We start from the raw sequence: 21,298 nt of genomic DNA on the forward strand, positions 1-21,298 counted from the left end.
AAAATCCTAAAAATAAAATTTAGTTTACTAGAGGATGAAACAGCACTTGCAGAGAATTTTTAAAGAAATTTAATAAAAACGAAAAAATATTCATGGCGAAATGATTGTTTAATTATATAACATGGATAGAAATGTGAGTTAGTCGTCCTATTTTAGGAAGTTAATAATGACTAAAACAAAAGGGTTACCTCGTCCGCTAACGCACTACGCTTGGCTTTCCATTGCCACGGCTATTGCCACTATCGGACTCAAAGGTGTGGCGTGGAAAATGACCGGTTCGGTCGGTCTGCTATCTGATGCCATCGAATCCGTAGTTAACCTCGCAGGAGCCCTAATGGCGCTCTGGATGCTGACCTTGGCTGCGCTTCCAGCCGATGAGAACCACGCATATGGGCACGGCAAAGCCGAATATTTCTCGAGTGCTTTCGAAGGATTTCTGATCCTATTGGCGGCAGCCAGTATCGCCTATACCGCAGTTGAGCGGATGTTAACTCCGCAGCCGCTTGAGGAGATTGGTCTCGGACTACTTGTTTCGACAGTCGCATCAGTCCTTAATTTTGTGACGGCACGCATCTTGTTAAGGGCTGGCAAGCAGCACAACTCGATCACTCTTGAGGCAGATGCTCATCACCTGCTGACCGATGTCTGGACTTCGGTCGGTGTCATTTTTGGTGTCGGACTGGTTTATCTGACCGGCTGGTTTTGGGTCGATCCGGTCGTTGCATTACTGGTCGCAGCCAACATCGTTTGGGCTGGTTATCAGCTTATGAGTCGTTCAGCTGCAGGTCTGATGGACGTATCGCTACCCGCGGAAGAACTCAAAAAAATAGAGTCGCTGCTGGCGGGATATCGTGAACAGGGGCTTGATTTCCATGCACTACGCACACGCCAGGCTGGCGGGCGGGCGTTTATGACAATGCACATCCTAGTTCCTGGGCTATGGACTGTTCAATATGGGCACGACTGGGCCGAGCGTATAGAGCATGATATCCGCACAGCACTGCCTTTTATCCATATCACCACTCATGTGGAACCGTTGGAAGATCCAGCATCAATGAACGACCAAACGCTCGACATTTCTGATCACTAAACTAACCACATGCCGCTGGTCCGGCAGGGGAACAAAACCTCGGTCTACAAAAATTTCAGGTATTCTCTATAATTTTTAGGGTACTTGGTGTCTTGGCTTTCTACTTATTTTCCTGGCCTGCGCCCAATTGTTTGGCACGCAATATTTTTAAAAAGTCCGCTTCTGGCACAGAGCGGACCTCTGGTTATGAAAGGTCCACTGTGAGCGAACAGCGGACATATAATTTTTAGAAACAGCGCGATTTGAAGTTACACATTAAAGTAAATATGATTAATTCCGATCTGACTGACTTTGTCACTAGAAATTCTTTCCGAAGGTGCTCATTCGTCTATGTGGAAAAGAACGATTTTTACGATGCGAAAGCTATCAATACTGCAGATACTGGCACAGGGGAACCAAGTATGTTTTATTCACAGAAGCGGGAGGATAAAGCCGGGATTACTGGACAGAATTACCTGAACGTCCAGATCGGCGCGGAGATTAAGGATAATAGGTGGTTGGGATTTTGAGCATACGTCCAATTTCGGCTATGTGTTCCCATGTGCTTTCCTTGCTTTTCCCTTCATGTATTGATGCTATCAAATTCAAATTTTGCGCCGTTCCAAGAATTTCATACGTTGATGGAACAAGGCGCAAGCCGATATGGAATTTTTTGATATAGAAAGGCAAGGCTGAATACTTCGCCATTAACTGAGCTGCGGCATTTTTCAAATCATGGATGATTTCAGGGTTTATGTCAGAACAAGGAGTTGTTATTTTTGCCTGGTTAAGCAATAACAGATTTGATATTTTTCCCAATTGTTCCCTGAATGAAATGTAAGGTTCAATAGCCCCCTTAACGATGAGTTGACCAAGAACAAAAACGCTTACTCCAGTAACAACGGTGACAAAAGCAGATGAACTCATAAGTGTACCTAAAGATTGAATTATAAATCTATACTATCTTGGAGTGAACAGCCTGTCTATTGGACGGAATAGCCTGAGCATCCAATACGGCGACGGAAATACCTAAGGAAGGTGCGAATAAGTGGGGAAATTCTTCTCGGCTGACTCAGTCATTTCATTTCTTCATGTTTGAGCCGATTTTTTCTCCCGTAAATGCCTTGAATCAGCCTATTTAGACCGTTTCTTCGCCATTTAAGGCGTTATCCCCAGTTTTTAGTGAGATCTCTCCCACTGACGTATCATTTGGTCCGCCCGAAACAGGTTGGCCAGCGTGAATAACATCGCCAGTTGGTTATCGTTTTTCAGCAACCCCTTGTATCTGGCTTTCACGAAGCCGAACTGTCGCTTGATGATGCGAAATGGGTGCTCCACCTTGGCCCGGATGCTGGCTTTCATGTATTCGATGTTGATGGCCGTTTTGTTCTTGCGTGGATGCTGTTTCAAGGTTCTTACCTTGCCGGGGCGCTCGGCGATCAGCCAGTCCACATCCACCTCGGCCAGCTCCTCGCGCTGTGGCGCCCCTTGGTAGCCGGCATCGGCTGAGACAAATTGCTCCTCTCCATGCAGCAGATTACCCAGCTGATTGAGGTCATGCTCGTTGGCCGCGGTGGTGACTAGGCTGTGGGTCAGGCCACTCTTGGCATCGACACCAATGTGGGCCTTCATGCCAAAGTGCCACTGATTGCCTTTCTTGGTCTGATGCATCTCCGGATCGCGTTGCTGCTCTTTGTTCTTGGTCGAGCTGGGTGCCTCAATGATGGTGGCATCGACCAAGGTGCCTTGAGTCATCATGACGCCTGCTTCGGCCAGCCAGCGATTGATGGTCTTGAACAATTGGCGGGCCAGTTGATGCTGCTCCAGCAGGTGGCGGAAATTCATGATGGTGGTGCGGTCCGGCAAGGCGCTATCCAGGGATAACCGGGCAAACAGACGCATGGAGGCGATTTCGTACAGAGCATCTTCCATCGCGCCATCGCTCAGGTTGTACCAATGCTGCATGCAGTGAATGCGTAGCATGGTTTCCAGCGGATAAGGTCGCCGGCCATTACCAGCCTTGGGGTAAAACGGCTCGATGACTTCCACCATGTTTTGCCATGGCAGAATCTGCTCCATGCGGGACAAGAAAATCTCTTTTCTGGTCTGACGGCGCTTACTGCTGAATTCACTGTCGGCGAAGGTGAGTTGATGACTCATGATGAACCCTGTTCCATGGCTCCAGATGACAAACATGATCTCATATCAGGGACTTGTTCGCACCTTCCCTAACTGTGCAGGGGGAGCCAGATTAAAATGATAAGGATTGAATCGAAAAGCTATGCTAAAAGCAGTAACCACTCATCTGAAGGCTAGACAAAAAAATGCACACCTTTTACGAGCTTGCATATAGATGTACTCATTTTTCATTGTCGATGATAAATGAAGCTGAATCTCAATCATTGGCGCTTCTGTCGAAAACGGGTTCTACACCACTAATAAAAAACTTACAAGCGTTCAACCTGCAAAGGATGATTCATGTAGTAGGAATGTTTTCAGTTTTTGAAGCTCATCTGCAACGAAGACTAAATTGCAGTAACGGTTTTAAAGAGGCAGAGACAATTCTCGAAAATGCAGGTGAATTCGCGTTAAAAGAGGATTTTCATAACTGCTATCTCGCAGTCAACGCGTTAAAGCATGGGGAAGGGAGTAGTTATAAAACCCTGGTCAGTAAAATTCATTCAGTTCATTTCGTAGTAGGAACTCCATCAAATCCAATTTTTGAAGAAGGAGAACTAACCGGAATTGAGGGGCTAATAAAAGTTGATGATTCCTTTCTCGAAAGCTGTTTGCAACTTATCGAGAATGTATCTGAAAAAATTGCATTAAGCCGGCCTGACTTCACTCCTTGATCGCGGACTGTCATGCATTGGACAGAATAACTTGAACGTCTGCTATTGGCACAGAGCTGCCTCTCAGGTTTGCTTTGGCTCTGTGCCGTAGTTGTGTCAGTTGAAGTCTGAGCTGAAACAAATGATGTTTATCGGCCGCAGTTATATGGATGAGCCATGCATGCATTATGCGCATGGTTTTGCATGATCCCGAAAGGATCAAAAAATATCTTATCGCCATTCTGGCCGTGCTTTGCGGCGATCTGAGTCATGCATTAAAAACGGTGAGATAAGTCTGAAGCGGGCAGGCGGGTAACATTGCGCGCGCCAAGCTGCGAGGTTTTAAAAACTGCGCAGCCATCATCATGTAGGAGGTATATTTGCATTTAGGTTGGTTAGCTACGATTACAGACAGATGTTTGGCGCTTGGTTGGTACCAAGTGATAAGTTGAATTTGCTACTTCCCTAGATCGTAAGTAGCACGGATAGGCAGCCGTCTAATATATTAATTGCTGAAGTGTAGCCCACATCAACTATCGTGATATGAGCAGTTTACCAATCATTAAAGTAATGCTACGGTATGGATGGTTTATGGGCAGATTTTGGATCGCGTTTCGCGATCAGTGAAAAAAATGTCCAATAGGATTGCCTTTCAGGGGCTCACGTTCCTGGCGTTACTCGACGGTCTTGTCAAGTTTGCGTAAGAGTGCCCATAAACCATTCATTTTAAGGTGATATAGTGAATAGACTACAATCATTAAAAGAAGCGAAAACTAAGCCCGATTTAGCTAAATTATTGGATGTTAAACCTTCAGCGTTAACTTATTGTCTTTATATATTAAAGCCTGAAAATCAGTATACTCAATTTAAGATTCCTAAAAAAAATGGTGGTGAAAGAACAATTAATGCTCCGAATGGATTGTTAAAGTCGATTCAATCATCTCTATCTAAACTTCTACTTGATTGCCTTGATGAGATTATTTTCAATAAGTTTCCAGATTCAGAACTGGCAGCGGAAAAAGCAAACAATTCAAAAGTATTAAAGATAAAATGCTCCGCTGCGGAAATAAAACAACCCTCATTATCTCATGGATTTGAAAGAAAGCGTTCAATTATAACAAATGCAATGATGCACTTAGGGAAAAAGAATGTTTTTAACATAGACTTGGAGAATTTCTTCGGAAGTTTTAACTTCGGAAGAGTTCGTGGTTTTTTTATAAAGAATAGAAATTTTGAACTAGATCAAGAAATCGCTACAGTAATAGCTAAAATTGCTTGCTATAATAATGAATTACCTCAAGGTAGCCCATCTTCTCCTGTAATCACTAACCTAATCACACATTCTTTAGATATTAAGCTTGCAGCACTAGCAGTAAAAAACTCATGTACATATACACGATATGCTGATGACATTACTTTTTCAACGAGAAAGATCGATTTTCCTTCTTTCATAGCTAATGATAAGTGCGGTAAGTTTGCACCTAGTAAAAAACTTAGAAGTGAAATAGTTCGCTCAGGTTTTTTAATTAATGATAAAAAGACAAGAAATCAATATAAAGATTCAAGACAAGATGTTACTGGTCTGATTGTAAATAAAAAACCCAATACAAAAAAAGAATACTGGAGGCTTGTACGTGCTCAATGCGACCATTTATTTAAATATGGTACATTCGTAGAAAAGATCGACGACATTGAGATAAAAGGAAATATTAATAGACTTGAGGGTAAACTGAATTTTATAGATCAACTTGATCACTATAATCGGTTACGTCAAGCTGAAAAATTGAATCCAAAGTACCAATTAAAAAAAGATCCAACTAAAAATACACAAGCTAAAACTAGGCGTTATTTGCATGGGGGTAGAGAAAGTACGTTTAGTAGATTTTTATTTTATCGTCTATTTTATGGCAATACTCTACCGACAATACTTACGGAAGGTAAAACTGATAATGTTTATTTAAAGGCAGCAATACATAAACTAGCTGCGTTGTTCCCTAAATTAGCATCAGAGAAAAGTGCAGGGTCTCCGTATAAAAGTCTAACAAGATTTCTTGATTACAATGAGAGAACTAAATATTTACTGGAACTCTTTGGTGGTGCTGATTACTTGAAAGATTTTGTCATACACTATAAGTCATATTATAAATACTATACTGCTCCAGAACCATCACACCCAGTAATCATCTTTGTTGATAATGATACCGGCCCAAAAGACCTTATTAATTATATTAATAAAATTGATAATGCGAGCATTTTTCCTAAGGGATTGAAAGACATACGTTCTTCTGATTTTGTACATGTTTTTCATAATCTATACTTGGTGCTCACCCCCCAAACCAAGGGTTATTCTGAAACTGATATAGAACATTTCTTTAAAGATAAAGATCGACTTAGACAATATAAAGGGAAATCTTTTAATACAGTTTCACTACGCGATCCTAATAATGATTTAAGTAAAGAAGCTTTTTCTAAACATATTATTCATGCTAATAAGCATGATATTGATTTTAGCGGATTTACAAGTCTATTAGAACGTCTAGTAAAAGTTATAGAACATTTTAATTCTCTTAAAATTAAAAATAGTTCAGCACCCTGATTTTATCGTTCGTATTCAAACCAGCTTTAGGACATCAATACAATCATTCACCATGCTGAAAAACCAGTTGCGTAAAGCCCTACAATTGATTTTCGCTTTTAGATGACTGTTCGAGTAATAATAATAGAAATTTTAAGCCCCATATCTTGGGGCTTTGCAGTTTTACTCCGGCGTAAGTTCATAACAAGTAAACCTAATCACTTCCTCCCCAAACCACGCATTTAGCTCTTTAAAACGTTCCTGCAACGGCGTCAGTTCGTTACGCACAAACACCTGAGATGCCTTAACCGAATCACCAAAGCCCCCGCTGTTCTCCGGAATAATCCCCATCATCTGCGGCGGCACGCGGTGCGCGCAAAGCAAGTCGTTCTGGCTGGCCTTCTTGATATTGAAGAAATCATCTTTCGTCGCGACCTCACTTAACGGCAGAATCTTGATCCCGTCCGGCTTGCCGTTTGGCGCGTACATGAACAGGTTGCGGAAATTGCCCAGGCCTTTCGTGTCGCGCATTGCTTTGCGCATCTGATCGATGTCGGAGCTGCTTTGTGCCGCGTCGGTCATGTAGAGGATATACCCGGCGTGCGCGCCGTTCTGGTAATACTTGCGGCGGAACAGCGTCGCGGCCTCATTCAGCCAGGCAGAGTTCAGGGCGCTGAGATATTCCGGCAGGCCGTACAGCTCCTGATTAATGTCCGGCTCAATCAGATGAAACACGCTACCGGCTTCAAACTGATGCGCGTCCTTCCATTGCTGCACAAACCAGTATGTATCCGGCTCAACGCCACGCCGTGCATATTTGGCAGGCACGGTTTTCATCACCACGACGTCGCCGAGCTGGTTGCGGATCACTTCTAAAAAACCATTCCCGAATACCAGATAATCCAGGGCAAACCGGCTAAACTCCTGCTGTGATAACAGCGGATGCGGGACAAAGGTCGAGGCCAGAATATTACGTTTTACATATAGCGATGAGCTGTGGTGAACCGCTGCCCGCAGCGTGCGAGCCAGTCCGTCAAAGCTGACCGGCGGCTCATACCACTGACCGTTACCCGTGCACTCGATGTAGTCCAGAATTTCGCGGCGGTCTAACACCGGCGTCGGGTCGCCAAAGCTGAACGCCTCCGCGCCGCTTGTCTGCTGTGCGGCTGCTGTAACGGTAGTTGATGCCGCTTTGCGAAATTTGCGCTTACTCATATTAATAAAACTCCAGAATGTTAGGGCTTTGGCCGCCGTTCGCGGCGGTCAGGGGTTCGTTAAGCAGTGCGTGCATGATTGCCCAGGCGACATCCGCGTGGCTGGCCTCCTCGCTGCGGCTGGCCTCGTAGGTGGAACGGCTGCCGCTGGCGGTCATGGTTTTGCGGATCGCCATGAATGACGACGTGATGTCTTTGTGGTTGGTGTCGTACTCCAGGCGTCCGGACGTGATGGTATCCTTCGCTTTCAGTACCATTTTCGTTTTGGTTTCCGGGCTATATCTGATTTCCATCGCGGCGGGGAAGAACTGCCGGACAAGCTGGAAAACGCCCTGGCCGATGCCGGTGGCATCCACGCCGATATATTCCACGCAGTATCGTTTCGTTAACTCCTCAATGCTTTTCGCCTGGGCGGCAAAGTCCATGCCTTTCCACTGGTGACGCTCCAGCACGCGGAATTTGCCCCCGTCCAACAGCGGCGGAGCCACGACGGCGCAGCCCGCGCTGTCGCCGGTGTGTGACGGGTCGTAACCAATCCAGACGGCGCGATAACCAAACGGACGCACGGCGAACGGGCTGAAATCCTCCCATTCCTCGGCGCTTTCCACCATGCAGCGCTGTAGCTCGGCGAACGGGAACACCGACGCCTGATCGTCTACAAATTCGCACATGAACAGGTTGCGGAAATCCTCGGCGCTGTTTTCCTGTTTCAGCGTGTCGATATTGAACAGGTTACAGCCACCGGCTAACGCGTCTTCAATGGTGACGATTTGCCGCCACTGGCCATCCTCACAAACCCGACCTTTTGCCAGGGCGTGATGGCCGATATCCAGTTCAATCCGGTCACGGGGATTTTCCCGCCCCTTGTTGAACAACTCCCCCGACCAGAACGGATACGCGCCGTGCGTCAGCGCTGACGGCGTGGAGAAATAGGTAGTGCGCAGATGCTCCTGCGACGCCATGCCGCTGGCGACCTTGCGCAGCTTCTGGAAGTTCGGGATCCAAAAGATTTCATCCACGTATAAATCGCCGTTGTGGCTTTGGGCGGTGTTGGAGTTGGTGCCTAAGAAAATCAGCTTTGCGCCGTTGTTGCCGAGCACTATCGGATCGCCGGTCAGTTCGACATCGACCAGCCGCGCAAAGTGAATGATGTACTCACGGAAGACGTAAGCCTGGGTTTTACTGGCCGACAGGAATATCTGGTTGTGGCCGGTGGCGAGCGCGCGAAGCAGCGCTTCGCGGGCAAAGAAGAATGTTGCGCCAATTTGGCGTGATTTTAGGATGTCGCGGATGCGGTGCTTAAGCCCTGCGTCATACCAGACGCGCTGATACTGGAAGCACTGAGAAAGAAAAATACCTTCCAGCTTCTCCAGGGCTTCGTCGTTGAAATAGTTCTTTGTCGGCTTCTTGCGCTCGCCTTTGTTGCGGTTGGCAACGTTCGGATTTAAATCGGCCTCGTTCCCGCTCTGGCTATAGCGGTTCACCCGTGCCAGGCGCTCAATCATCCGGCCTAACGCATCAATCTCCTTGTAATCCGCATTCCCCTTCACGTCTTTCGTGACGAGCTGAATTAAACGCGCCTCCAGGCTGGACTCCACGCGGGTAATCGGCGCGGCGTTCTCCCACGCGTCGCGGGTTTTCCAGCTCTGCACCGTCGGTATTTTTTGGGTCAGCAGTTCCGCAATCTGACGCACAGAAAACCCCTGCCAGTAAAGCAGTGCCGCCTGTCGCCGTGGGTCGCTGATGATGGTTGAGTTTGTCGTTTTCATGGACGTAACGTTACCGGCTGGTCTGCGGCTTTTCGCGCTGCCCACGTTGTGCCATCGAGCATCAACCCGCCTTGGCTGGCGGTGTCGAGTGTGTGTCGGGAAACTTGGGGTTCTCAGAAGCACACACCGACTGGAGTCCGACAAATGGCAAAAGCAACAAGGCGCTTTCGTATCTGTACTGAAGGGGCAACCACCGACGGGCGCGAAATTACCCGCGCTTGGATTGAACAGATGGCCGCGACCTATGACCCAAAGGTCTACGGCGCGCGCATCAACATGGAGCACATCAAGGGATACACGCCTGACAGTCCTTTCCGCATGTACGGCGATGTGACCGGCGTTTATGCCGAAGAAATTGCCGACGGCGCGCTCAAAGGCAAGCTGGCACTGTATGCCGACATTGATCCGACGGCTGATTTAGTGTCGCTGGTGAAAGCCCGCCAGAAGGTTTACACCTCCATCGAAGTGAACCCCTCGTTTTCCGATACCGGCAAAGCCTATCTGATTGGCCTGGCAGTGACCGACAGCCCCGCGAGCCTCGGCACCGAGTACCTGCAATTCAGCGCGAAGGCGCAGCAAAACCCGCTGGCGAGCCGCAAACAGGATGCTGGAAACCTGTTCACCGTCGCCGAAGAAACGGCGTTCGAGTTTGAAGAAGATAAACCGGTTGCCCCGTCGCTGTTCTCCCGCGTGAAACAGCTGCTGTCCAGTAAATCCGCCTCGGATGATGCCCGATTCAAAGACGTCCACGACGCCGTGGAGGTGGTGGTCGAGCACGTCGAAACCGGCATGAAGGCCAGCGACGAAAAGCTGTCCTCGCTTGAAAAATCCCTGACACAACGCCTCAGCGCGCTGGAAAAAACCACCGCTGATGACCGCGAACAGTTCAGCACGCTGAAAGGCAAGCTGGAGAAATCCGCACCGCAGAACTACACGCAGCGCCCCGTTTCAAGCGGCGGCGGTAAGGGGAATGCGGCGGATATCACTGACTGCTAAGCACAAAAAACCGATTAACCCGTTAACCATTTTGGAAAAAAACGCATGAAACAAACCACCCGTTTTCAATTTAACGCCTACCTGTCCCGCATCGCAGAGCTGAACTCAGTGGACACCGGCGACCTGGATAAAAAATTCAGTGTTGAGCCGTCGGTCACGCAGACGCTGATGACCCGCGTGCAGGAGTCCTCCGCGTTCCTCCAGATGATTAACATCATCCCCGTGGACGAAATGAAGGGTGAAAAGGTGGGCGTAGGCGTGTCCGGCTCCATTGCCAGCACGGCGGACACTACCGGCGACGGTGAGCGTAAAACTGCTGACTTCAACACCCTGACCGCCGAGGGCTACGAGTGCCGTCAGACGAACTACGATTTCCATTTCCGCTATGCCACGCTCGATCTCTGGGCACGCTATCAGGACTTCCAGGCGCGCCTGCGCGACGCCATCGTTAAGCGTCAGGCGTTGGATCGCATCACCATCGGCTTCAACGGCGTTGAGCGTGCGGCCACCTCAAGCCGCACGAAATACCCGCTGTTGCAGGACGTGAACGTGGGCTGGCTGCAAAAGTACCGCCTCAATGCGCCTGAGCGCGTGATGAGCAAGATTGTCGGCGACGACGATGCGGTGATCTCCGCCACCGTCCGCGTCGGCTCCGGTGGTGACTATGAAAATCTGGATGCGCTGGTGATGGATGCGACCAACAACATGGTTGATCCAATTTATCAGGACGACACCGGCCTGGTGGTGATCTGTGGCCGTCAGCTGCTGGCGGATAAATACTTCCCGCTGGTGAACAAGGAGCAGGAGAACTCCGAAAGCCTGGCGGCGGACATGATTATCAGCCAGAAGCGCATCGGTAACTTACCGGCGGTGCGCGTGCCGGGCTTCCCCGCTAACGCGTTCCTGATCACCCGTCTGGATAACCTGTCCATCTACTGGCAGGACGGCACGCACCGCCGTCACATCGAAGAGGTGCCGAAGCGTGACCGCATCGAAAACTACGAATCCATCAATGAGGATTTCGTGGTGGAAGACTATCGCGGCGGCTGCCTGGTCGAAAACATCCAGCTCGGCACCTTCAAAGCTGCCGCACCTGAATCAGCGGAATAAAGGGGGACATCATGATCAGCCCTTGCCGTCGTCACATGCTGCGGCAGTCAGCTATCAACGCAGCGCAGCAGGCCTCCGGCCTGTTGCGTCACGCCACCGGCTACGAACTGCAAATGCAGCGACTCAATGCGGATAAGCAGCAACTGAGCAAGCATCAGTCCTTCCAGGCCAAAGCGGAAGTCAAACGCCGCCTGCTGCCGGAATACGCCCCGTGGGTGTCGGGCGTGCTGGCCGAAGGGAACGGCGCGCAAGACGCCATCCTGATGACCGTCATGATCTGGCGTATCGATGCCGGTGATATAGCCGGGGCGCTGAACATTGCCCGCTACGCCTTTAAGCACCGGCTCGCCATGCCGTTCGGCAACCGCACCGCGGGCTGCGCCTTCACCGAGGAAGTGATCGACCAGGCCACGCGCGCCCGCGACGCCGGTGAACCGGTCAGCATTGAGCTGATGCTGGAGGTGCTGGAGCTGACCGACGCCGAGGATATGCCCGATAAAGTCCGTGCCCAGCTGCACAAGATTATCGGCTATCTCTACCGCGACGGCGGCAAGGACGCGTTAGCCCTGGAACGCCTGAAAAACGCCTTAATTCTTGATAACAAATCAGGCGTTAAGAAAGACATTGAGCGTCTGGAATCCGCCATCAGAAAGGCATCCGGCAGCTAAAAGAATGCGCCCCGCGCAGGGCGGCACGCCAGCCGAGACTGGTCTTTGACCCTGTTCAACGCTGGCGTCCACCGCCCCCCATTCAGAGGTCAACATGTCGTCTCTTGTTATACCTGCACCAAAGCCGGACGCCGCGACGGAACCCGCGATTAAGAACACCCATTTTTGGCCTGATGTTGATCCGGTTGAGCTGCGCGACACGCTGCGGCTGGAGGGCACCGTCACGCCTAAGCGCCTGCGCGCCGCCGCGAAGTTCGCCATGACCGAGGTAAACGCTGAGCTGTACAGCTTTCGCGAAGCGCAAAAGTCCCAAGGATTTAAGACGCTGGAAGACGTCCCCGCCGACCAGATTGACGATGAAAGCGTGAAGGTCGGTGCCTATCAACGCGCCGTGGCGTCCATTGCCGCCGCGTATCTGGCTGAACGTTACCCGAACAGCGACACCACCGACGCGGGCAGCAAAAAGGCCGCGATCGTCGAAAGCACCGTTGATGATTTATGGCGTGATGGTCGAAATGCGATCAGCGACGTCGCCGGTGTGTCTCACTGCATCATCGGGCTGCTCTGATGAAAGTCATTGCCGAACAGGGCGACACCGTAGATTCGCTCTGCTGGCGTTACTACGGGCGCACCGAGTCGGTGGTTGAGCAGGTTTACGCGGCTAACGTTGGGTTAGCCGCTCGCGGGGCAATATTGCCCCATGGCTACGCGGTGGAACTGCCGGACATTACTCAGGCCGCAGTCAGTGAAACCGTCTCACTTTGGGACTGATGACCATGGAGCGCATCACCTCGTTTATTTGTTACTGCGTCGCGGCCTTTCTTGCGTGGCTCGGCGCGATGTCGCCGCAGGATATCGCCTTTCTGGTCGGTGCCGCCGTCGGCGTCGCAACCTTTCTGGTGAACTGGTACTACCGGCGCAAAACCTATCGCCTGCTGAAAAAGATGGGCATCAGTGGAGAAATTAATGCAGCCATCAATCGTTAGACGCTGCGCGGTCGCCGCTGTCCTGGCGATTGCCGCAATGCTGCCACAAACGCCGACGTTGAAAACGTCCGCCGCCGGTCTGGCACTTATCGCTGACTTTGAAGGCTGCCGCCTGTCGGCGTACCAGTGCAGCGCGGGCGTCTGGACAAACGGCATCGGGCACACGGCGGGCGTGAAACCGCAAACGCACATCAGCGAACGGCAGGCCGCAGTGAACCTGTTGGAAGACGTGATGCGGGTGGAGCAAGGCATTGCGCGTTGTATGCCGATCGGCATGCCGCAGCAGGTGTACGACGCCGTTGCATCCTTTGCGTTCAACGTCGGCGTGACGGCGGCGTGTAAATCCACCCTGGCGTTGTTCATCAACAAGGGGGAATGGCGAAAAGCCTGCGAACAGCTGCCGCGCTGGGTGTTTGTGAACGGTGTGCGCGTCACTGGCCTGGAACGCCGCCGCGCGAATGAGCTGGCCTACTGCCTGCGGGGTGTCTGATGCGCATTTTAATTTTGTTAATGCTGGCCGCGTGCGCGCTGGCGGGGCTGCAAACCTGGCGTATTGGCGGCCTGACTGATAAGGCAGACCAGGCGCAGCGGATCATCGGCACGCTGTCCGCCGGTATCGAAAGCCGCGACAACGCCATTCACCGCCTAAACGATGAAGCCGTGACGCGGGAACGCCAGGAACAAAGTCTGCGCACCCAGCTCGCACGGGCAAGTCAGCAGGCGCGGGATCGTGAATATGACATTCAGAGGTTACTTAATGAAAATCAGGAAATGCGCGATTGGTACTCTGCTCCTCTGCCTGATGGTATTGGCCGGATGCACGCACGCCCCGCCTTTGCCAGCGCCGCAGATTATTTACGTTGGCTGTCCGGCGGTAACCAGTTGCCCGATACCGGCAAGCTCACCGGTCACTAACGGCGACCTAAGCGCCGATGTCAGAAACCTGGAGGCCGAGCTGGTAGCCTGCGGCCTTCAGGTGGAAGCGGTCAAACAATGCCAGGAGGAACACCGTGTTAAAACCCGCACAGCTGCGAAAAGCGTTAACTGACGCCGTGCCGGTGCTGCAAACCAGCCCCGACCAACTGCGGATGTTTGTGGACAATGGGCGCATCGTTTCCACGTTAGCCAGTTCGCTGTCTTTTGAATATCAGTACCAGGTCGAACTGCTGATCACCGACTTTACTCAGGACAGCGATCTGATCGTGGTGCCCATTCTGGCCTGGCTGCGTGAGCATCAGCCGGACATCATGGCGACGCCGGAAAAGCAACAAACTGGCTTTAAATTCACCGCCGACATGCTCAATGATGGCGTTTATGACATCGCTGTGCATGTACAGCTTACCGAGCGCGTAATCGTTAAACAGATTGATGCCGGTCTGCACGTGGAGCATTTCCCTGAGCCGCCGCTACCGGAGCCGGTGGAAAGGCCGCGTGAGCTGTACCTGCACGGCGAGTTAGTGAGTCAGTGGAATGAGTGAGTTGTCAGCCTTTGATACCCGTCTGGCGGGATTGATTGCGGCGCTCTCACCGCAAAGCCGGATAGCGATGGCGGCGGCCATTGCGAAGCGTCTGCGCAAACATCAGCAACAGCGAATCAAACGGCAGGTTACGCCGGAGGGGCAGCCGTTCGCCCCACGACGGGCGCAGCCTCTGCGGGCGAAGAAAGGCCGCATCAAGCGGGAGATGTTCGCCAAACTGCGCACGGCTAAATACATGAAGGCCAAAGGTACGGACAAAGACGCAGTGGTGGAATTCACCGGCCAGGTGCAACGGATGGCGAAGGTGCATCAGTACGGGCTTCGGGATCGCCCGTCGGTCAGGGCAAAAGAAGTGCAGTATCAGGCGCGCCCGCTTTTAGGGCTGGACGCGGAGGATACAAGGATAGTTTTAGATGAAATAATTTCAAATCTAAACAAAACTACCAGCTAGATATCAAAAATATCCACATACATATGGTTATTAGATTATTTGGTGTGCTACATTTTTTATACTTTAAAAACCTACTTAAGGATAATTATGAACATAGCTATTTTAATTGGGGTGAGTGATTACATCAGAGCGACAAAATTGCCCGCTTGTAAGAATGACGTTCAAATAATTAACAAGGTAATTACACACTCTGGAAAATACGAATCTGTACTATTGATTGATAGTGAAACAAGTAGCGCATCTGTAAAAGAAAAAGTGTCGAATTTTATTCGACAACATGAAAATGAAACAATAGAAGAAATATTTTTCTATTTCAGTGGGCATGGCATGTTTACCGATGGAGAGTTTCATTATGCATTGACTGACTACGACCCTAAAAGAATTAAAAATACCACATACGAAAACTCTGAAATAGACCAATTGATAAAATCCTTATCCCCTGACTTGACTGTTAAAATTGTTGATGCTTGCAATGCTGGTGTTAATTATATAAAAGATTTAGACGGTTACAGCAAAGCACTTCATGATAGAAAATCAGAATTTAAACATTGTTATTTTATGTTATCTTCAGAATCATCGCAAAATTCTTTTGCAGATAATAATTTAAGTTTTTTCACTAAGTCATTTATCGAATGCATAGCAAATTCAGAAACTGAATCCATTCGTTATAAGGATTTGATGGATTATATTTCAGATTCTTTCATGAGTAACAAAGAGCAGACACCTTTATTTATAAATCAAGCAAATTACACTGAGATATTCATAAGTCAAGATAGTTCATTAAAGGAAATTCTCAACAACTCTTTACGAGGCCTCGCACAACTTCAATTAGAGAAAATACCCCAAGCAACTTTGATTGATAGGATAAAAGAAGATTCAAAAAGATTTATGAAACAAGAAGAAGCCATGGCTATTTACAAGAAAATAATAGACATAGCTAACGAGAATAAAAAATTCAAAAATGACGGGAAAAATATATTTGATGTGTCCGTGTTGAAAATTGATGATTATAAACCAATACCAAAAATATCTCAGATTTCAAAATGGCTTCATTCCCATCCGGGTTTATTTTTTGCATCTCCCACCTACGCAGTAGAAATAAGAGAGAAAAAAGTACTCAAAAACAGACATGCTTTTTATAGTTCACTAATGCGAATGGGGGGATTAGAGGAGGATGATGACTATAAAACTGTCGAAGAAAAAATTAATGTTCCTAAAGGAGTGGAGAATATCATCGAGGTGCCTTTTAAAGCCTTGGAAATAAAGGCAGTGTCATTGTTTGACAACGTAAACTCATCAACACTTTATATTGTCCCTTTCATATCCCGAACTCAGATGGTGGTATTCAATTATGTTTCTCATTCAATTACTGTAGGGTGGGATGGCGAAGTCATGCAAGACGCTAATGAACTATGGGAGTCAAGTATATATGAATTAATAGATAAAGATAAAATATTCGATCATGTGAGGAGGTTATTTGAATATTTCGAGGCATTTTCATTGGAGCCTATTAAGAGATCATTAGGTATACAAAATGAGGAGAAATTGGAAGCTGAGAATACTGTTTTACAGATTGAGCATCATAAAGAATAAACCTACTTTTGTGTCGTAGATAGCACACCGCACCATAGTTGAAGCATGAGCTTAATAAAAGACATGCTTCATCCCATGAATACATCCATCCCCAAACACGACATTCCGCGCCTGCTGCGCAATCTGATCCGCATTGGCACCGTTGACGAGGTGGATTTAGTTGCGGGCACCTGTCGCGTGAACACCGGCGGCAACGTCACCGACTGGCTGCACTGGCTGACCTCCCGTGCGGGGCGTTCACGTTCCTGGTGGGCACCGTCTGCCGGTGAGCAGGTTCTGCTGTTCTGCCTGGGCGGCGAACTCGACACCGCCTTTGTGATGCCTGGCGTTTTCTCTGATGAATTCCCCGCCCCGTCTGCCTCGGCGGATGCCGTACACGTCACTTTCCCCGACGGCGCGGTGATCGAGTACGAACCCAAAACCGGCGCACTGCTGGCAACCGGCATTAAGTCTGCCACGGTGAACGCTACTGATAAGGTGGCGGTGACTGCCCCGCTGATTACCTGCACGGCGAAAACGCGCATCACGCTCGACACGCCGGAAGTGGTCTGCACTAACAAACTCACCACCGCCACCATCGAGATTAAAAAGGGCGGCACCATGACCGGCAACCTCACCCATTCAGGCGGCGGCATCACGTCAAACGGCGTGGTTGTGCATACCCATAAACACGGCGGCGTACAGACGGGCGGCGGTCAAACGCAGGTGCCGTCATGAGTAACGCAAAATACATCGGGCTGGCTCGCGATACGGGGCGCAGCGTCGAAGACCTTGCGCACATCCAGCAGTCGGTCAGCGACATTTTGCGCACGCCCGTCGGTTCCCGCGTCATGCGCCGTGACTATGGTTCGCTGCTGTCTGAGCTGACTGACCGCCCGCAGAACGCGGCGCTGCGGCTGCAAATTATGGCGGCCTGTTACAGCGCGATCCTCAAGTGGGAGCCGCGCGTCAGCCTCACCGGCATCACCTTTGAAACGACGTTTGACGGGAAAGCGGTGGTTGAACTCACCGGCATCCGCAAAGACACCTCCGCCGCCATCTCCTTAACCCTTCCAGTGAGCTGAATTATGGCAACTATCGACCTGAGCCAGTTACCCGCCCCCGACGTGGTGGAGGTACTGGATTATGAAATTCTGCTGGCGGAGCGCAAAGCCACGCTGGTGTCGCTTTACCCCGAAGACCAGCAGGTCGCCATCGCCCGCACGCTGACGCTGGAGTCCGAGCCGATTGTGAAACTGCTGGAGGAGAACGCCTACCGCGAAGTGATCCTGCGTCAGCGGGTTAACGAGGCGGCGCAGGCCGTGATGCTGGCCTATGCCACCGGCGCAGACCTGGACAACATCGCGGCGAAGTTCAGCGTGCAACGCCTGACGATCACGCCTGCGGATACCGTCAGCGTGCCCGCCGTGGCGGCGGTGATGGAAAGCGATGCGGATTTACGTATCCGTGCGCAGCAGGCGTTTGAAGGGCTGAGCGTGGCGGGTCCGGTCGGCGCGTATGAGTATCACGGGCGCTCTGCCGACGGGCGCGTGGCGGACATTTCGGTGATCAGTCCGTCGCCCGCCTGCGTCACTATTTCCGTGCTGGCACAGACCGGCAACGGCACCGCCCCCGCTGACCTGTTGGCGAAAGTGCAGGCCGCGCTCAACGATGAAAACGTGCGCCCCGTGGCTGACCGCGTGACCGTCCAGTCAGCCACCGTCGTGAATTACACCATTGACGCCGTGCTGTATCTGTTCCCTGGTCCCGAAGCCGAACCCATTCGCGAAGCCGCCGAGGCGAAGCTTATCGCCTACACCACCGCGCAGCACCGGCTAGGCCGCGACATCCGGCTGTCAGCCATTTACGCCGCGCTGCACGTTGAGGGCGTCCAGCGGGTGGAGCTGAAAAGCCCGAAGGCCGACATCGAGCTGGACAAAACCCAGGCGTCATTCTGCACCGCCTACACCTTAAAAGTGGGTGGCTACGATGAGTGATCGCCTGCTGCCCGTCGGTTCCTCCCAGCTTGAAGTTGACGCCGCCGACGCCTGCGCCGCGCTTGAAAACGTGCCGGTGCCGCTGCGGCAGCTCTGGGATCCGCTGGCCTGTCCGGTGAAGTTCTTACCGTATCTGGCCTGGGCGCTGTCGGTTGACCGTTGGGATGAACACTGGCCGGTTGCCACTAAGCGCCGTGTCATTCAGTCGGCCTGGTTCATTCACTGCCACAAGGGAACCATCGGCGCTATCCGGCGCGTGGTGGAGCCGCTCGGCTACCTGATCAACGTGACCGAGTGGTGGGAAACCAACGACGAACCAGGAACGTTTCGCCTGGACATCGGCGTGCTGGAAACCGGCATCACCGAAGAAATGTATTTAGAGATGGAGCGGCTGATTGCCGACGCCAAACCCGCAAGCCGCCATCTGATCGGCCTGACCATCACCCAGGATATCAAAGGCGATGTTTACATTGGCGCAGCGCAGTACGTCGGCGAGCTGCTGACCGTTTACCCCGCATAAGAGGACGATATGAGCACATTTAAATCCGTTGTCACCACGCTCGGCCAGGCGCGCATCGCGGCGGCCATTGCGGCGGGGACTGACACCAACATTACGCAGCTGGCCGTCGGCGACGGCAACGGCAAGGCGACCACGCCGGTTGCCACACAGACTAAGCTGGTTAAAGAGGTCTACCGCACGCCGCTCAACTCGCTGAAGCTTGACCCGTCGCACGGAAACTGGGTGATTGCCGAAGCGGTGCTGTCTGCCAGCGTCGGCGGCTTCTGGATGCGCGAAATGGGGCTTTTCAGCAGCGACGGCGCGCTGATTGCCGTCTGCAACATGGCGGACACCTATAAACCAACGCTGGCAGAAGGTTCAGGCCGCACGCAGACGTTGCGCATGGTCATTGCGGTCAGCAACACCGAAGCGATCAGCCTGCTGATCGACGACTCGGTGATTATGGCAACGGAACAGTATGTGAATGACCTGCTGGCCGCGCATGAGAAATCACGCAACCACCCTGACGGCACGCTGACGGCAAAGGGTTTTGTCCAGCTGAGCAGTTCGGTCACCAGTACCAGCGAAGCACTGGCCGCCACGCCAAAAGCGGTGAAGGCTGTGAATGACAACGCCAACGGGCGACTGCCTTCCGGCGGGACTGCGGTCGCTGCAACTAAGCTTGCAACCGCTCGAAAGATTGCAGGTTTGGCGTTCGATGGCACTAAAGACGTCAATATTACCGCCACTGATGTGGGCGCTTTAGCACCGGGTGATTTTGGGGTCGGCAGTTACGGAAAAAGCGTTCAGGATGCAAACGCCATCGACGCTAATGGTTTTTATCTGCTCCCTAAAGGAGCCGATAACGCCCCCGTGGCGGGGACGCATGCCGAAGTTATTCATGCTGGATATGATAATAATTCAGCGAAGCAAATCGCCTGGCGTGCAGGCGGTAGCTCCGTTAGCAGGATGTATCACCGCGCAAAAAGTGCCGGAAAGTGGGGTGAATATACCGGCGTTTATGATGAGTCCAACAAGCCCACTGCCGAAGACGTGGGGGCGCTCCCTTCCGGTGGTACAGCGGCAGCGGCAACAAAATTAGCCACTGTCCGAAAGATTGCCGGAGTGGCATTTGATGGCACGAAGAACATCAGCATCACCGCCGCTAATGTTGGCGCTGTCCAGCAGGGTGGCGGAACGGGAATGTCGAGCAATACGATCCGTATTGGATGGAGCGGCAAAAAGTTATTGGCTCAAGTGGATAGCATCCAAATGGGAGAGCTTTATTACACCAATAACCCACCCAGTGCCGACGCCGTAGGCGCATTACCTGCTGAAGGAACGGCTGTTGCTGCGACAAAGCTCGCGGCGTCACGCAAGATTGCCGGTGTGGCCTTTGACGGCACAAATGATATCAGTATCAGCGCAGGAAACGTCGGCGCACTGCCATCGGGCGGCACTGCACTAGCAGCGACTAAACTCGCCACCGCCCGCAAGATTGCCGGTGTAGCCTTTGACGGCACCAAAGACATCAACCTCACCAACTCGAATGTCGGGCTGGGCAATGTCGGGAATTTCGCCGCCGTTCAGCAAGGCGGCGGTGTCGGTATGGGTACGAATAAAATCTATATCGGCTGGACGGGGGCGAAGGTAAAAATTCAGGTAGATGCCTCTGATATGGGGGAGGTTTACACAACGCAGAACAAACCGCCTTTTGTTGATGCTTATTCTAAGACTGAAAGTAATGCGCATTATATTGCGCGTGATAGCGTCAAAACTGCCGGATTTGCGAGCGGGAACGTGGCCAATCCCTACATGCGGCATGAGGCAAGTGACGCCGTGGTTTATCTTGCGGATCGCAACTGGTCGGATAGTCGTTTTGTTTACGACGTGCAGCGTGGCAGTCAGGCGCTGGAGAACGCGGGATGGACGGCGCAGCAGAACTGGGAAGCGCCAACCGGGTGTTTCATGACGGGGCTAAACATCCGCCCGGATATGGGCGATTGCCGAATGATGGGGAAATACTACCGCGCGTTAATGATTAGATCGGCCAGTGGAAGCTGGCGACAGGTGGGTAACTAAG

The 21,298-nt window shown here is 51.2% G+C and carries 24 protein-coding genes; 20 read left to right on the plus strand and 4 right to left on the minus strand.

What is annotated here, in order from left to right:
* Window positions 1-166: 166 nt before the first annotated feature.
* The gene (locus I2123_RS01480) at window positions 167-1,090 is read left to right on the plus strand and encodes a cation diffusion facilitator family transporter (protein WP_213051637.1); all 924 of its coding nucleotides are present in this window, start codon (window positions 167-169) and stop codon (window positions 1,088-1,090) included.
* Between the two features lie 480 nt (window positions 1,091-1,570).
* Here I2123_RS01480 and I2123_RS01485 read toward each other — a convergent pair whose 3' ends face one another.
* Window positions 1,571-1,996, minus strand: a complete 426-nt coding sequence (locus I2123_RS01485) for a hypothetical protein (protein WP_213051638.1) — start codon at window positions 1,994-1,996, stop codon at window positions 1,571-1,573.
* Between the two features lie 252 nt (window positions 1,997-2,248).
* Complete coding sequence (locus I2123_RS01490) at window positions 2,249-3,229, minus strand: IS5-like element IS5 family transposase (protein ID WP_000019402.1); 981 nt, start codon at window positions 3,227-3,229, stop codon at window positions 2,249-2,251.
* Window positions 3,230-3,393: 164 nt separating this feature from the next.
* Between I2123_RS01490 and I2123_RS01495 the strand changes: the two genes are divergently transcribed.
* Window positions 3,394-3,921, plus strand: a complete 528-nt coding sequence (locus I2123_RS01495; RefSeq protein WP_213051639.1) for a hypothetical protein — start codon at window positions 3,394-3,396, stop codon at window positions 3,919-3,921.
* 718 nt (window positions 3,922-4,639) lie between these two features.
* The gene (locus tag I2123_RS01500) at window positions 4,640-6,496 is read left to right on the plus strand and encodes a retron Ec67 family RNA-directed DNA polymerase/endonuclease (protein WP_213051640.1); all 1,857 of its coding nucleotides are present in this window, start codon (window positions 4,640-4,642) and stop codon (window positions 6,494-6,496) included.
* Between the two features lie 162 nt (window positions 6,497-6,658).
* On the opposite strand, the gene I2123_RS01505 is transcribed toward I2123_RS01500, so the two are convergent.
* Window positions 6,659-7,690 carry a phage portal protein gene (locus I2123_RS01505; RefSeq protein ID WP_213051641.1) on the minus strand — a complete coding sequence of 344 codons (1,032 nt, stop codon included), beginning with the start codon at window positions 7,688-7,690 and terminating at the stop codon, window positions 6,659-6,661.
* Window position 7,691: 1 nt separating this feature from the next.
* Window positions 7,692-9,458 carry a terminase ATPase subunit family protein gene (locus tag I2123_RS01510; RefSeq protein WP_213051642.1) on the minus strand — a complete coding sequence of 589 codons (1,767 nt, stop codon included), beginning with the start codon at window positions 9,456-9,458 and terminating at the stop codon, window positions 7,692-7,694.
* A 144-nt stretch (window positions 9,459-9,602) separates the two neighbouring features.
* Between I2123_RS01510 and I2123_RS01515 the strand changes: the two genes are divergently transcribed.
* The 17 genes from I2123_RS01515 to I2123_RS25405 all read left to right on the plus strand — a co-directional run bounded on the left by I2123_RS01515 (window position 9,603) and on the right by I2123_RS25405 (window position 21,297).
* A complete protein-coding gene (locus I2123_RS01515; RefSeq protein WP_213051643.1) occupies window positions 9,603-10,454 on the plus strand; it encodes a GPO family capsid scaffolding protein in 852 nt (283 codons plus the stop codon).
* A gap of 45 nt (window positions 10,455-10,499) precedes the next feature.
* The gene (locus tag I2123_RS01520) at window positions 10,500-11,564 is read left to right on the plus strand and encodes a phage major capsid protein, P2 family (protein WP_213051644.1); all 1,065 of its coding nucleotides are present in this window, start codon (window positions 10,500-10,502) and stop codon (window positions 11,562-11,564) included.
* Between the two features lie 11 nt (window positions 11,565-11,575).
* Window positions 11,576-12,232 carry a phage terminase small subunit gene (gpM, locus tag I2123_RS01525; RefSeq protein WP_213051645.1) on the plus strand — a complete coding sequence of 219 codons (657 nt, stop codon included), beginning with the start codon at window positions 11,576-11,578 and terminating at the stop codon, window positions 12,230-12,232.
* Between the two features lie 94 nt (window positions 12,233-12,326).
* Window positions 12,327-12,800: a head completion/stabilization protein gene (locus tag I2123_RS01530; RefSeq protein WP_213051646.1), complete on the plus strand. Its 474-nt coding sequence runs from the start codon at window positions 12,327-12,329 to the stop codon at window positions 12,798-12,800.
* The gene (locus tag I2123_RS01535; RefSeq protein WP_122096221.1) at window positions 12,800-13,003 is read left to right on the plus strand and encodes a tail protein X; all 204 of its coding nucleotides are present in this window, start codon (window positions 12,800-12,802) and stop codon (window positions 13,001-13,003) included. The genes I2123_RS01530 and I2123_RS01535 overlap by 1 nt, the downstream gene beginning before the upstream one ends.
* 5 nt (window positions 13,004-13,008) lie before the next feature.
* Window positions 13,009-13,218, plus strand: coding sequence for a phage holin (locus I2123_RS01540; protein ID WP_213051647.1), 210 nt, complete (start codon window positions 13,009-13,011; stop codon window positions 13,216-13,218).
* On the plus strand, window positions 13,199-13,708 hold the full coding sequence (locus tag I2123_RS01545; protein ID WP_213051648.1) for a lysozyme: 510 nt from the start codon (window positions 13,199-13,201) through the stop codon (window positions 13,706-13,708). The genes I2123_RS01540 and I2123_RS01545 overlap by 20 nt, the downstream gene beginning before the upstream one ends.
* Window positions 13,708-14,133, plus strand: coding sequence for an Rz-like lysis system protein LysB (lysB, locus tag I2123_RS25400; protein ID WP_244879871.1), 426 nt, complete (start codon window positions 13,708-13,710; stop codon window positions 14,131-14,133). Before I2123_RS01545 ends, lysB begins: the two co-directional genes overlap by 1 nt.
* Window positions 14,021-14,266, plus strand: coding sequence for an Rz1-like lysis system protein LysC (gene lysC, locus I2123_RS01550; protein ID WP_244879872.1), 246 nt, complete (start codon window positions 14,021-14,023; stop codon window positions 14,264-14,266). The genes lysB and lysC overlap by 113 nt, the downstream gene beginning before the upstream one ends.
* Window positions 14,229-14,696, plus strand: a complete 468-nt coding sequence (locus tag I2123_RS01555; protein WP_213051650.1) for a phage tail protein — start codon at window positions 14,229-14,231, stop codon at window positions 14,694-14,696. The genes lysC and I2123_RS01555 overlap by 38 nt, the downstream gene beginning before the upstream one ends.
* Window positions 14,689-15,147 carry a phage virion morphogenesis protein gene (locus I2123_RS01560; RefSeq protein WP_213051651.1) on the plus strand — a complete coding sequence of 153 codons (459 nt, stop codon included), beginning with the start codon at window positions 14,689-14,691 and terminating at the stop codon, window positions 15,145-15,147. Before I2123_RS01555 ends, I2123_RS01560 begins: the two co-directional genes overlap by 8 nt.
* Window positions 15,148-15,234: 87 nt before the next feature.
* Window positions 15,235-16,740 carry a caspase family protein gene (locus tag I2123_RS01565; RefSeq protein ID WP_213051652.1) on the plus strand — a complete coding sequence of 502 codons (1,506 nt, stop codon included), beginning with the start codon at window positions 15,235-15,237 and terminating at the stop codon, window positions 16,738-16,740.
* A gap of 75 nt (window positions 16,741-16,815) precedes the next feature.
* A complete protein-coding gene (locus I2123_RS01570; RefSeq protein WP_213051653.1) occupies window positions 16,816-17,457 on the plus strand; it encodes a phage baseplate assembly protein V in 642 nt (213 codons plus the stop codon).
* Window positions 17,454-17,804 carry a GPW/gp25 family protein gene (locus I2123_RS01575; protein ID WP_136375978.1) on the plus strand — a complete coding sequence of 117 codons (351 nt, stop codon included), beginning with the start codon at window positions 17,454-17,456 and terminating at the stop codon, window positions 17,802-17,804. Before I2123_RS01570 ends, I2123_RS01575 begins: the two co-directional genes overlap by 4 nt.
* Window positions 17,805-17,807: 3 nt before the next feature.
* Entirely contained in the window at window positions 17,808-18,716 is a 909-nt protein-coding gene (locus I2123_RS01580; protein ID WP_213051654.1) for a baseplate assembly protein, read from the plus strand.
* Window positions 18,709-19,236 (plus strand): phage tail protein I, encoded by a 528-nt coding sequence (locus I2123_RS01585; RefSeq protein WP_213051655.1) that lies wholly within the window; start codon window positions 18,709-18,711, stop codon window positions 19,234-19,236. Before I2123_RS01580 ends, I2123_RS01585 begins: the two co-directional genes overlap by 8 nt.
* Before the next feature lie 9 nt (window positions 19,237-19,245).
* Window positions 19,246-21,297, plus strand: coding sequence for a phage tail-collar fiber domain-containing protein (locus tag I2123_RS25405; protein ID WP_244879873.1), 2,052 nt, complete (start codon window positions 19,246-19,248; stop codon window positions 21,295-21,297).
* The last annotated feature ends 1 nt before the right edge of the window (window position 21,298 follow it).

It is taken from the genome of Rahnella inusitata (genome assembly GCF_018288855.1).
Taxonomy (GTDB): Bacteria; Pseudomonadota; Gammaproteobacteria; order Enterobacterales; family Enterobacteriaceae; genus Rahnella; species Rahnella inusitata.

What these genes read in the sequence shown, in the direction of transcription:
- I2123_RS01565 (WP_213051652.1), top strand. Translation starts at nt 15,235, where the DNA reads ATGAACATAGCTATTTTAATTGGGGTGAGTGATTACATCAGAGCGACA.
- I2123_RS01570 (WP_213051653.1), top strand. Translation starts at nt 16,816, where the DNA reads ATGAATACATCCATCCCCAAACACGACATTCCGCGCCTGCTGCGCAAT.
- I2123_RS25405 (WP_244879873.1), top strand. Translation starts at nt 19,246, where the DNA reads ATGAGCACATTTAAATCCGTTGTCACCACGCTCGGCCAGGCGCGCATC.
- I2123_RS01515 (WP_213051643.1), top strand. Translation starts at nt 9,603, where the DNA reads ATGGCAAAAGCAACAAGGCGCTTTCGTATCTGTACTGAAGGGGCAACC.
- I2123_RS01485 (WP_213051638.1), bottom strand. Translation starts at nt 1,996, where the DNA reads ATGAGTTCATCTGCTTTTGTCACCGTTGTTACTGGAGTAAGCGTTTTT.
- I2123_RS01520 (WP_213051644.1), top strand. Translation starts at nt 10,500, where the DNA reads ATGAAACAAACCACCCGTTTTCAATTTAACGCCTACCTGTCCCGCATC.
- I2123_RS01575 (WP_136375978.1), top strand. Translation starts at nt 17,454, where the DNA reads ATGAGTAACGCAAAATACATCGGGCTGGCTCGCGATACGGGGCGCAGC.
- I2123_RS01535 (WP_122096221.1), top strand. Translation starts at nt 12,800, where the DNA reads ATGAAAGTCATTGCCGAACAGGGCGACACCGTAGATTCGCTCTGCTGG.
- lysC (WP_244879872.1), top strand. Translation starts at nt 14,021, where the DNA reads ATGGTATTGGCCGGATGCACGCACGCCCCGCCTTTGCCAGCGCCGCAG.
- I2123_RS01480 (WP_213051637.1), top strand. Translation starts at nt 167, where the DNA reads ATGACTAAAACAAAAGGGTTACCTCGTCCGCTAACGCACTACGCTTGG.
- I2123_RS01510 (WP_213051642.1), bottom strand. Translation starts at nt 9,458, where the DNA reads ATGAAAACGACAAACTCAACCATCATCAGCGACCCACGGCGACAGGCG.
- lysB (WP_244879871.1), top strand. Translation starts at nt 13,708, where the DNA reads ATGCGCATTTTAATTTTGTTAATGCTGGCCGCGTGCGCGCTGGCGGGG.
- I2123_RS01545 (WP_213051648.1), top strand. Translation starts at nt 13,199, where the DNA reads ATGCAGCCATCAATCGTTAGACGCTGCGCGGTCGCCGCTGTCCTGGCG.
- I2123_RS01585 (WP_213051655.1), top strand. Translation starts at nt 18,709, where the DNA reads ATGAGTGATCGCCTGCTGCCCGTCGGTTCCTCCCAGCTTGAAGTTGAC.
- I2123_RS01540 (WP_213051647.1), top strand. Translation starts at nt 13,009, where the DNA reads ATGGAGCGCATCACCTCGTTTATTTGTTACTGCGTCGCGGCCTTTCTT.
- I2123_RS01505 (WP_213051641.1), bottom strand. Translation starts at nt 7,690, where the DNA reads ATGAGTAAGCGCAAATTTCGCAAAGCGGCATCAACTACCGTTACAGCA.
- I2123_RS01490 (WP_000019402.1), bottom strand. Translation starts at nt 3,229, where the DNA reads ATGAGTCATCAACTCACCTTCGCCGACAGTGAATTCAGCAGTAAGCGC.
- gpM (WP_213051645.1), top strand. Translation starts at nt 11,576, where the DNA reads ATGATCAGCCCTTGCCGTCGTCACATGCTGCGGCAGTCAGCTATCAAC.
- I2123_RS01560 (WP_213051651.1), top strand. Translation starts at nt 14,689, where the DNA reads ATGAGTGAGTTGTCAGCCTTTGATACCCGTCTGGCGGGATTGATTGCG.
- I2123_RS01495 (WP_213051639.1), top strand. Translation starts at nt 3,394, where the DNA reads ATGCACACCTTTTACGAGCTTGCATATAGATGTACTCATTTTTCATTG.
- I2123_RS01530 (WP_213051646.1), top strand. Translation starts at nt 12,327, where the DNA reads ATGTCGTCTCTTGTTATACCTGCACCAAAGCCGGACGCCGCGACGGAA.
- I2123_RS01580 (WP_213051654.1), top strand. Translation starts at nt 17,808, where the DNA reads ATGGCAACTATCGACCTGAGCCAGTTACCCGCCCCCGACGTGGTGGAG.